At 67.6% G+C, this 11,002-nt stretch carries 9 protein-coding genes; 4 read left to right on the plus strand and 5 right to left on the minus strand.

The features are described 5' to 3' along the window. Positions 1-60: 60 nt before the first annotated feature. Both Q0Z44_RS11670 and queF read right to left on the minus strand, forming a co-directional pair. Positions 61-810 carry a hypothetical protein gene (locus tag Q0Z44_RS11670; RefSeq protein WP_298012896.1) on the minus strand — a complete coding sequence of 250 codons (750 nt, stop codon included), beginning with the start codon at positions 808-810 and terminating at the stop codon, positions 61-63. Positions 811-836: 26 nt separating this feature from the next. After that, positions 837-1,364: a preQ(1) synthase gene (gene queF / locus Q0Z44_RS11675; RefSeq protein ID WP_298012898.1), complete on the minus strand. Its 528-nt coding sequence runs from the start codon at positions 1,362-1,364 to the stop codon at positions 837-839. 262 nt (positions 1,365-1,626) lie between these two features. Here queF and smc point away from each other — a divergent pair, with 262 nt between their 5' ends. Genes smc through ligA form a run of 3 tightly spaced genes read left to right on the plus strand, consistent with a single transcriptional unit; the run spans position 1,627 to position 8,347 of the window. Beyond that, positions 1,627-5,139 carry a chromosome segregation protein SMC gene (gene smc / locus Q0Z44_RS11680; protein WP_298012900.1) on the plus strand — a complete coding sequence of 1,171 codons (3,513 nt, stop codon included), beginning with the start codon at positions 1,627-1,629 and terminating at the stop codon, positions 5,137-5,139. An 8-nt stretch (positions 5,140-5,147) separates the two neighbouring features. Next, complete coding sequence (locus Q0Z44_RS11685) at positions 5,148-6,209, plus strand: cell division protein FtsZ (protein WP_298012902.1); 1,062 nt, start codon at positions 5,148-5,150, stop codon at positions 6,207-6,209. Between the two features lie 11 nt (positions 6,210-6,220). Continuing rightward, a complete protein-coding gene (gene ligA, locus Q0Z44_RS11690) occupies positions 6,221-8,347 on the plus strand; it encodes an NAD-dependent DNA ligase LigA (protein WP_298012904.1) in 2,127 nt (708 codons plus the stop codon). Here the strand turns inward: ligA and Q0Z44_RS11695 are convergent. The 3 genes from Q0Z44_RS11695 to Q0Z44_RS11705 are packed head-to-tail and all read right to left on the minus strand — an operon-like array spanning position 8,338 to position 10,168. Further along, the gene (locus tag Q0Z44_RS11695) at positions 8,338-8,742 is read right to left on the minus strand and encodes a DUF2237 domain-containing protein (protein WP_298012906.1); all 405 of its coding nucleotides are present in this window, start codon (positions 8,740-8,742) and stop codon (positions 8,338-8,340) included. The genes ligA and Q0Z44_RS11695 overlap by 10 nt on opposite strands. Positions 8,743-8,776: 34 nt before the next feature. Beyond that, positions 8,777-9,703, minus strand: coding sequence for an SPFH domain-containing protein (locus Q0Z44_RS11700; protein ID WP_298012908.1), 927 nt, complete (start codon positions 9,701-9,703; stop codon positions 8,777-8,779). A 27-nt stretch (positions 9,704-9,730) separates the two neighbouring features. Next, entirely contained in the window at positions 9,731-10,168 is a 438-nt protein-coding gene (locus tag Q0Z44_RS11705; RefSeq protein WP_298012910.1) for an NfeD family protein, read from the minus strand. A 196-nt stretch (positions 10,169-10,364) separates the two neighbouring features. Here Q0Z44_RS11705 and Q0Z44_RS11710 point away from each other — a divergent pair. Further along, the coding region (locus Q0Z44_RS11710) for an Orn/Lys/Arg decarboxylase N-terminal domain-containing protein (RefSeq protein WP_298012911.1) at positions 10,365-11,002 on the plus strand (638 nt) is incomplete at its 3' end.

Here is an 11,002-nt window from a genome sequence, read left to right on the forward strand (position 1 = left end):
GGACTGCCGACGTTTACGCCAGTTCGGTGCGCGGCGGGGAACATTGGCCGCCGGGTGACCTCACGGGCCCGGGCGAGGTGGGCCCGAAAGGTAGCGCTGGTCCGAATAAGTCAGCATCCAGTGCGGCTTGAAAGCGACGAAGATGGCCGTCAGCATGCCCGTGCTGATTGCTTCGCCCCATCCGAGCAGCCAGTGGGCCAGCAACCATTCGCTGGTGTCGATGCCTTCAGGCACGCGTCCGATGGCCGCCGCTGCGAGCCCGGCGAGCGTCACGGACACGGCCGTGACGATGAATCCCCGCCCGAGGATGAAGACGAAGAGATGGGCAGGCATGAACCGCCGGATGGCCAGCCCCAGCAACAGCCCCACTGTGGCTGGCAGCACGCCGAGCCAGGCCACCTGCGCGACGATGGCATCGGCCTGATGGAGCAGCCTGGGGCCCAGATCGGTCATGCCCTGGATGGCGGGCAGGGCCTCGTTCATCAAACGCTGGTGCGCGTTCAGCCGCGGCGGGGTGAAAGCTTCCAGGGCGGTGGCCAGGACGCCGACGAGCGTGATGCTCCACACGGCCAGCGGCCAGCCGAACATGAGCACCAGCAGGCAGGCCCCGCTGACGTGCAGCGCGAGCCCGGAGGGCAGCAGGTGCCGGGTCCACCAGGCAAAGGGCAGGATCACCATGGCGCCCAGCCAGGGGCTCTGAAGTTCACGGTGCCGCAGCGGCAACCAAGGTTTGAACGGCAGGGTGGCCGCGAGGCAGCCAAGCACCATCACCCATTCGATCAGGGGCAGCGCCCCGTTCGGGAAGGTCATCGCTCGCTGCCGGGACGGCCAGGCGCTCAGCCCAGCAGACCGGTTTCGGCGTTGTGCTGCGGCAGCTCCACGCGCGGCGCCGGCTTCCAGCCCTTCTTGCGGTGCTCGACCACCACGTTGGTGTAAATGCCGCCGCGCACATACCACTTGGCCGTAATGCGCAGGTAGCGCGGGTCGATGGCCTTGACGATGTCTTCCAGGATGTCGTTGGTGACCTTCTCGTGGAACGCGCCCTCGTTGCGGTAGCTCCACATGTACATTTTCAGGCTCTTCAGTTCGACGCACAGCTGGTCGGCGATGCAGTCGATGGTGAAGTGCGCGAAGTCGGGCTGCTTCGTCAGCGGGCAGAAGCAGGTGAACTCGGGCACCTGGAACTGGATGACGTAGTCGCGCTGGGGGGCCGGGTTGGGGAAGACATCCAGCTGGCGCGATGGCACCGAGGGCGGCACCGCGGGGGCGGTGCGCTCACCGACGACCAGATCGGCTTCGTTGGGGGCGGTCTTGCGGGCGCGGGCAGGCGCCTTCGCGGCGGTGGAAGAGGCTTTCTTGGCCATGCGGGAGTTGCAGCATTGCACGCGCCGGGGCGCGCGGGTCTTGTCTTGATGAGGAGTACAAGCCACCACGCGACCTTGGGGTCGTGCGTGGCGGCAGGCTTGCACAACAAACGCCAATGGTATCATCCCCGATTGTTTCTCGCCCCAAAAATGGCGGGTTTTCTCAGAGAAATCAAAGACTTAGCGGGTGGCTTGCCTCGAATTTGCGTCGGGTGTGCCCGCGGTCCGGCCCGCAGGCATCGGTCCCGGTTGAGCCCCAAGCATGCGTCTGAATTCGATCAAGCTGTCCGGCTTCAAATCCTTCGCGGAACACACGCACTTCCAGCTGCCCGGGCAGCTGGTCGGCGTGGTGGGCCCCAATGGCTGCGGCAAGTCCAACATCATGGATGCCGTGCGCTGGGTGCTGGGCGAGTCCAAGGCGTCCGAGCTGCGTGGCGAGTCCATGCAGGACGTGATCTTCAACGGCTCGGGCAACCGCAAGCCGGCCAGCCGCGCCAGCGTCGAACTCGTCTTCAGCAATGAGTCGGGCCGCGCAGGTGGGCAGTGGAACCAGTTCGCCGAAATCGCCGTCAAGCGTGTCCTCACGCGCGACGGTACGTCGAGCTACTACATCAACAACCAGCCCGTGCGCCGTCGCGATGTGCAGGACGTGTTCCTCGGCACCGGCCTGGGGCCGCGCGCGTACGCCATCATCGGACAGGGCACCATCAGCCGCATCATCGAGTCTCGCCCGGAAGAGTTGCGGCTGTTTCTGGAAGAGGCGGCCGGGGTCTCGAAGTACAAGGAGCGCCGTCGCGAGACCGAGAACCGGTTGAAGGACACGCGCGAGAACCTGACGCGGGTAGAAGACATCCTCCGGGAGCTGAACAACAACCTGGAGCGCCTGGAGCGGCAGGCCGAAGTGGCCTCGCGCTACCACGGGTTGCAGGAGCAGGGCACGCTGAAGCTGCATCAGCTTTGGTTCCTGAAGCACCGCGATGCCACGAGCGAGGAAAGCCGCATCCGGCTGGCCGTGGCCGAAGCCACGAACGCGCTGGAGGCCCGCATGGCCGAGCTGCGTTCGGTGGAAGCCGAGCTGGAGCATGTGCGCCAGGACCATTACGCAGCCAGCGATGCGCTGCACGTGGCCCAGGGCGCGCTGGCCGATGCCAACCTGGAAGTGAGCCGGCTGGAAGAGCGCATCCGCTATGTGGTGGAGGGCCGTCAGCGCACCGAGCAGCGTCTGGCGGAACTGAAGGCACACAACGATCAGTGGGCCGAGCGCGCTGCCGCAGCCGAGATCGAGCTGGAAGAGCTGGCCGAGAAGATGATGGCCGCCGAGGAGCAGGCGGAGATCCTGGCTGCGCAGGCCGAAGAGCTGGCCGGCAACGTGCCTGCCCTGGAAGACGCCGTGCGGGCCGCCACCCAGCGTGCCAACGCCCAGCGCGGGGCGGCGCAGCAGGTGCAGCAGCAGATCCAGCTGCTGGCGGCTGAGTCGCGCAGCATCGACGAGCAGACGCGCCAGTTCAACATGCGGCGCGAGCGCCTGGTGGCCGAGCGGCAGAACCTGGCCTCGACCGACGACGCCCGCCTGCATGAACTGAAGGCCCAGCTGGACGAAGGGCAGGAAGCGCTGGCTGTGCTGGAAGCCCGCCTGGGCGACCTGACCGACACCGTGCCCACGCTGGACGAGCAGCGCAAGGCGCGCCAGGGCGATGCCAACGCGCAGGCGGCCCGGCACGCCGAACTGGCCGCGCGCCTGGAAGCCCTGAAGGCGCTGCAGGAGAAAGTGCAGACCGAAGGCAAGCTCAAGCCCTGGCTGGCCAAGCACGGGCTGGACGGCCTGCCCGGTCTGTGGACCCGCGTGCACATTGAACCGGGTTGGGAGAATGCGCTGGAGGCGGCGCTGCGCGAGCGCCTGTCTGCGCTGGAAGTGGGGCGCGTCGAGACGGTGCGCGCCTTCGAGCAGGATGCGCCGCCCGCGCGCCTGGCCTTCTACAGCCTGCCGTCGGGCGAGATCGCCAACACGCACGCAACCCTGCCTCGCCTTAGTGATCTCTTGCGTTTGACCGAGCCTGGCCTGAAGGCGCTGATGAACGACTGGCTGGAGGGCGTCTACACCGCCGCCAGCCTGGAGGAGGCGCTGTCCAGCCGCAGCAAGCTGACGCATGGCGAGCTGATCCTGACGCGAGCCGGCCATGCCGTGAGCCAGTTCGCCGTGACCTTCTATGCCCCTGACTCCGAGCAGGCCGGCATGCTGGCGCGCGCACAGGAAATCGAGAACCTCGACAAGCAGGTGAAGGCGCAGGCGCTGATCGCGGACGACGCCCGGGCGGCGCTGATCCGCGCGGAGGCGGCTTACACGGATGCGTCACAGCGCCTGGCCGTGTCCCGGCGCGAAACCAGCGATGCCCAGCAGCGCGCACACACCTTGCAGGTCGAAGTGCTGCGCCTGACGCAGCAGGCCGAGCAGACCTCCAGCCGTCGCGGCCAGATCACCGAAGAGCTGGCCGAGATCGATGCGCAGCTCGACGAGTTGCAGGAGCGCCGCGCCACCGGCGAGGCCCGCTTCGAGGAGCTCGACATCAGCCTGGGTGAGGCGCAGGAAAAGCACGCGCAGCTGGAAGAGGGCGTCATCGAGGCCGAGCGCAAGCTGTCGCAGGCGCGCGAGCAGGCCCGCACGCTCGAGCGCCAGGCGCAGGAGGCGCAGTTCAGCGCCCGTTCCATGGTGGCGCGGCGGGGCGAACTGCAGCGCGGCATCGAAACCGCGCGCCAGCAGATTGCCGCCAACGAGGCGTCTGCCGCGCAGCTGAACGAAGAGCTCGCGAAGCTGAGCGAATCGACGGCCAGCGCCGGGCTGGATGAGGCGCTGGCAGTGCGTGTAGAAAAGGAAAAGGCGCTGGGGGCGGCACGCCAGCATTACGACGACCTTTCCGCGCAACTGCGCCGTGCCGACGAGCAGCGGATGGGCTTCGAGCGCAGCCTGCAGCCGCTGCGTGACGAGATCACAAAGCTGCAGCTCGAACTGCAGGCCGCTTCGCTGGGTGGCGCGCAGTTCATGGAGCAGCTCGAGGCCGCGGGCGTCGACCTGGCTGTGCTGGCCGAAGGCATCGAGCGCGATGGCGTCAAGCTCTACGGCCTGCAGTCCGAGATCGACCGCATCCAGCGCGAGATCAATGCGCTGGGCGCCGTCAACCTGGCTGCCCTTGAAGAGCTGACCGCCGCCCGCGAGCGCAAGGGCTTCCTCGATGCGCAGATGGCCGACCTGATGGACGCCATTCAGACACTCGAGGACGCCATCCACAAGATCGACCTGGAGACCCGCGACCTGCTGGGCTCCACCTTCAACACCGTCAACGAACACTTCGGGCGCATGTTCCCCAGCCTGTTCGGTGGGGGCAGTGCCAGACTGGTCATGACCGGCGACGAGATCCTCGATGCCGGCGTGCAGGTCATGGCCCACCCGCCGGGCAAGAAGAACAGCACCATCCACCTGCTGTCCGGTGGCGAAAAGGCACTGACCGCCATCGCCCTGGTGTTCGCCATCTTCCAGCTCAATCCCGCCCCGTTCTGCCTGCTCGACGAAGTCGATGCGCCGCTGGACGACGCCAACACCGAACGTTACGCCCGCCTGGTCAAGAGCATGTCCAGCGGCACCCAGTTCCTGTTCATCTCGCACAACAAGATCGCGATGGAGATGGCCGAGCAACTGGTGGGCGTGACCATGCAGGAGCAAGGCGTCTCGCGCATCGTGGCCGTCGACATGGAAGCGGCACTGGGCATGGCCCAAGCCTGAGGACCCTCATGAACTCTTCCCTCACCCTGTACCTGGCGATTCTCGGCGGCGTCGTGCTGGCGGTCTTCCTCATCCACAGCACCTGGCAGTCGCGCAAGCTGGCGGCTCGGCAGCCCCGCCGCGCCGCCGTCGAGCCGGTGGACACCCAGGCTGGGCTGCCCGGTGAGCCCACGCTGGGCGACGACCTGCCCACGCAGCCGCTGGATCTGCCTGCTGCGCCCGGCACGGTGCCGCCGCTGAAGCGCGGCCACGTGCACCTCGACGCCCTGGTGGACGCCATCGCGACCATCACCATCGACACCCCCATGAGCGGCGACCACATCCTGCTGCATGTGCCGACCACGCGGCGCGCCGGCAGCAAGCCGGTGCTCATCGAAGCGCTGCGCGCCGATTGCGGGGAGTGGGAAGCACCTCAGGCCGGCGTGACGTACACCGAGCTGCAGGCCGGCGTGCTGCTGGCCAACCGCACCGGCGGCCTCAACGAAATTGAGTACTCCGAGTTTGTGCAGAAGATCCAGGCCATGGCCGATGCGCTGAGCGGCGCGGTGGAGTTCCCGGACATGCTGGACGTGGTCGCGCGGGCCAAGGAGCTGGATGCCTTTGCCGGCGCGCACGACGCACAACTCGCCATGCGCTTGTATGCCCGCGGCAGCGCGTGGTCGGTGGGTTACGTGCAGCAACAAGCGGCGCGTCACGGATTCCTGCCCGGCTCGCTGCCCGGCCGGCTCGTGTTGCCCGGCAACGAAGAGGGTGCTCCCCCGGTTCTGACGCTCCAGTTCGACGCCCAGGTAGCCTTTGCAGAAGACCCTGACCAGGCCGCGCTGCGGGAACTGCTGCTGGCCTTCGACGTGCCCCAGACCGCGCCGGAACAGACGCCGTTCAGGGCTTGGTGCGCCGCGGGCGAAGCCCTTTCCATGGCGCTGGATGCCGTCATGGCCGACGACCAGGGCCAGCCGTTCTCACCGGCCGCATTCGCCTCGATTGAAGGCGAGCTGACCCGCCTGTACGAGGCGCTTGCCGCGCGCGACCTTGGCGCCGGATCGGCCGCCGCACGCCGCCTGTTCAGCTGACTGGAGGCGCCATGTCGCAATCCAACGTGTCCGGCGGCGCTCCGACGGCCCCGCCCGGCGACGACCTGCCCACGCCGGCCGAGCAGGCTGCCACGCTGCGCGCGCAGTTGCACGAGCACGCGCACCGCTATTACGTGCTGGACGAACCGGCCATTCCCGACGCGGAATACGACCGGCTCTTCCAGGCGTTGCAGACGCTGGAGGAAACCTACCCCGAGCTGCGCACATCCGATTCACCGACGCAGCGCGTGCTGGGCAAGGTGCTGGAGGGTTTCACGCCGGTGCGCCATGCGGTGCCCATGCTGTCCATCCGCACTGAGACCGACACCGAGGCAACCGGCGCCGAGGCCTTCGATGGCCGCGTGCGGCGCGAGCTGGAGCTGCCCGATGAGGCTCCGCCCGTCGAGTACGCAGCCGAGCTGAAGTTCGACGGGTTGGCCATCAATCTGCGCTACGAACAAGGCGTGCTGGTGCGGGCGGCCACACGCGGCGACGGCGAGACGGGCGAAGACGTCACACAGAACATCCGCACCATTCGCCAGATCCCGTTGCGCCTGAAAGGCGAGGGTGCGCCGGCGGTGCTGGAGGTGCGTGGCGAGGTCTACATGCGCCGGGACGACTTCGAGGCGCTCAACGCGCGCCAGCGCGAGCACGGCGACAAGACTTTCGTGAATCCGCGCAATGCGGCAGCCGGCGCGGTCCGCCAGCTGGATCCGGGCATTGCGGCCCGCCGTCCTTTGAGCTTCTTCGCCTACGGTCTGGGTGAAGTACGGGGCTGGGACATGCCGGCCACGCACAGCGGCGTGCTGGACGCCCTCGCGGCGTGGGGCCTGCCGGTCAGCAGCGAGCGCACCGTGGCGCAAGGCGCAGCCGGGCTGGTGGCCTTTCATCAGGCCATCGGCGCGCGGCGCGACAGCCTGCCGTTCGACATCGATGGCGTGGTCTACAAGGTCAACAGCCTGGCGCTGCAGGCGCGACTGGGTTTCGTCACGCGCGAGCCGCGCTGGGCCGTGGCCCACAAGTACCCCGCGCAGGAGCAGCTCACCCAGGTCGAAGGCATCGACATCCAGGTGGGCCGCACCGGCAAGCTGACCCCGGTCGCCCGGCTCAAGCCTGTGTTCGTGGGCGGGGTGACGGTCACCAATGCCACACTGCACAACCTGTTCGAATTGCGCCGCAAGCGCGTGCGCGTGGGCGACACGGTGATCGTGCGGCGTGCCGGCGACGTCATCCCGGAAGTGGTCGGTGTGGTGGCGGGTGAGCGCCCTGCCTACGTGCCGAACTTCCGCATGCCCGCGCATTGCCCGGTGTGCGGCAGCGACGTGGTGCGTGAACGCGCTGAAGTGGACCATCGCTGTTCCGGTGGCCTGTTCTGTGCGGCGCAGCGCAAGCAGGCGTTGCTGCACTTTGCCCAGCGCCGCGCCGTCGACATCGAGGGCCTGGGCGACAAGCTCGTGGACCAGCTGGTCGACGGTGGCTTGGTCCGCACGCTGCCCGAGCTGTACAAGCTCGGCCTGATGAAGCTGGCTGCGCTGGACCGCATGGCCACCAAGAGCGCCCAGAACCTGGTCGATGCGCTGGAAAAGAGCAAGCACACGACCTTGCCGCGTTTTCTGTTCGGGCTGGGCATCCGCCATGTCGGCGAGGCCACGGCCAAAGATCTGGCACGCCACTTCGGCGGCATCGACCGCATCATGGACGCCACAGAGGCGCAACTCCTGGAGGTGCGCGATGTGGGGCCGGTGGTAGCGCACAGCATCCGCACCTTCTTTGACCAGACGCACAACCGCGAGGTGGTGGAGCAGCTGCGCGCGTGTGGCGTGACCTGGCCGGAGCACGAACCGGCGGCCGATCCGGCCAGCCTGCCGCTGTCGGGACAGACTTTTGTGCTGACGGGCACCTTGCCCACGCTGAGCCGCGACGAAGCCAAGGCGCTGATCGAGGCGGCGGGCGGCAAGGTCGCCGGCTCGGTCTCGAAGAAGACGCATCACGTCGTGGCCGGCGCGGAGGCCGGCAGCAAGCTCGAGAAGGCCCAAAGTCTGGGGGTGTCCATCCTCGACGAGGATGGCCTGCGTGCGCTGCTGGCTCAGGCGGGCAGCGGGGCAGGCGGCCAAGCGGGCGAAGCCGATCAGTCCTGATCGCGGTGCTGCTGGGGCTCCAGCGCATGCGCTTTCAGGGCCTCCAGCGGGATGACCTCCAGCGCCTTTTCGTGTGTGGCTTCCAGCGCCACGGGGGGCGCCACGCCGGCCTGCCACGCTTCCAGCCAGCGGTTGGCGCACAGACACCAGCGCTGGCCCGGCTGCAGACCAGAAAAGCGCCACTCGGGGCGGGGCGTCGACAGGTCGTTGCCCCGCTTCATCGAGAAGGCGAGAAACTCGGCGGTGACGCGACAGCACACCACGTGCAGCCCGGTGTCGTCCGGCCGTGTTCGGCAGCAGCCGTCACGGAAGTAGCCGGTCAACGGATCGTAAGAGCAGGCCCGCAGCGGGCCACCCAGCACGTTGCGGCCGGGCACGAGGTCGATGGCAGACATGGTCTCTTGGCGTAGCGTGGAGGTGAGGGCGGGGTCAGGCCTTGGGTGGCGTGTGAGGCCCGCCGCGCTGGATCAGGGTCATGGCCGTGCCGATCAGCGACGACACCTCGCTCATGTTGCCCGGAACAATCATGGTGTTGTTCGTGCGCGCCAGCTCGGCATAGGCCTCGACCGCCTTCTCGGCCACCTTCAGGTTCACGGCCTCCTGGCCACCGGGCGCGCTGATCGCTGCGGCGATCTTGCGAATGGCTTCGGCGGTCGCATCGGCCACGGCGGTGATGGCCGCTGCTTCGCCCATGGCGCGGTTGATCTCGGCCTGCTTCTCGCCCTCGGACTTGGCGATGAAGGCTTCGCGCTCACCGTTGGCCAGGTTGATCTGCTCGAGCTTGCGCCCCTCGGATTCGGCGATGCGGGCGCGCTTGTCACGCTCGGCGGTGATCTGCTGCTGCATCGAGCGCAGGATCTCGTTGGGCGGCGTCAGGTCCTTGATCTCGTAGCGCAGCACCTTGACGCCCCAGTTCAGCGCGGCCTCGTCGAGTGCGGCCACCACGGCGGAATTGATCACCTCGCGCTCCTCGAAGGTGCGGTCCAGCTCCATCCGGCCGATCACGCTGCGCAGCGTGGTCTGGGCCAGCTGCGTGATGGCAACGACGTAGTCGGCCGAGCCATAGCTCGCCCGCATCGGGTCGGTCACCTGGAAGTAAAGGATCCCGTCGACCTGCAGCTGGGTGTTGTCACGTGTGATGCAGACCTGGCTCGGCACGTCGAGGGCAATTTCCTTGAGCGAGTGCTGGTAGGCCAGCCGATCGACAAAAGGCACGAGCACGTTCAGACCCGGCGTCAGCACGCCGTGGTACTTCCCCAACCGCTCGACCACCCAGGCGCTTTGTTGCGGCACGACCTTCACGGCCTTGGCCACGAAGATGACGGCGATGACGAGCAGCACGACTGCGAGTTCCATGACGGGTCGTTCCTTTTTGTGGTCGGTTCAGATCTTCTCCAGCACCAGCTGGTTGCGCTCGATTGCACAGATGCGGTGCGGCCCGGTCTGCGGGGCCCCCTGCGGGTCGGCCAGGCGCGCGCGCCATTCCGAACCGCGGTGGTGGACCCGGGCGGTGCCGTCGGCATGCCAGTGAGACACCTGCACATGCTCACCCACATCCAGATGGCCCAGCCCCGGAGGCGGGGCATCGCTGTCGATCGGGCGAGCGGCGCGATGGCGTTGGCGCGCATACCAGGCCAGCGCGGCTGCGCCGCCTGCACCCGCGGCCACCACGATCTGGGCGACCAGCCCGATGCCCAGCCACGCGGCCACACCGCCGACGGCCGCACCGAGGGCCAGCATCAGCAGGTAGAGCGTGCCGCTGAGCAGCTCGGCGCCCACGAGCAGGCCGGCCAGAATCCACCACATCGTCACGTCACCCATGCGCCCATTCTCCCTTTGCAACCGAGTGTAGTACGGGCGTGTGACGGCTTCGGCGCGCCGGTTGCGTGCAGGGGCATCCCGCCGGGGATGTGTGCTGGCGCAAATTCGCCGCGCCTGACATACGCAGCACCCCCAATCGCCCCTACACTTCGCGCTTTTCCGGATTTTCCGCCGTTCCATCCTGAAGGGGCCGCCCATGCTGCGTTTCCGCTTTCCCATCGTCATCATCGACGAGGACTTCCGCTCCGAGAACACCTCGGGTCTGGGCATTCGTGCCCTGGCTGATGCCATCCAGAAGGAAGGCTTCGAGGTGCTGGGCGTGACCAGCTATGGCGACCTGTCGCAGTTCGCGCAGCAGCAAAGCCGCGCCAGCGCCTTCATCCTGTCGATCGACGACGAAGAGTTCACGCCCGGTCCGGAGCTCGACCCGGCGGTGTTGAACCTGCGCAAGTTCATCGAAGAAATCCGCTTCAAGAACGCGGACATCCCCATCTACCTGTATGGCGAGACGCGGACCTCGGAGCACCTTCCGAACGACATCCTGCGCGAACTGCACGGCTTCATCCACATGTTCGAGGACACGCCCGAGTTCGTCGCGCGTCACATCATCCGCGAGGCCAAGAGCTACCTCGACGGCCTGGCGCCGCCGTTCTTCAAGGCGCTGATGGACTACGCCCAGGACGGTTCCTACTCGTGGCACTGCCCGGGGCACTCGGGTGGCGTGGCCTTCCTGAAGAGCCCGGTGGGCCAGATGTTCCACCAGTTCTTCGGCGAGAACATGCTGCGCGCCGACGTGTGCAACGCCGTGGAAGAGCTGGGCCAGCTGCTGGACCA

The sequence above is a fragment of the uncultured Aquabacterium sp. genome (assembly GCF_947366995.1).
In the GTDB taxonomy this organism is placed as follows: domain Bacteria; phylum Pseudomonadota; class Gammaproteobacteria; order Burkholderiales; family Burkholderiaceae_C; genus Aquabacterium.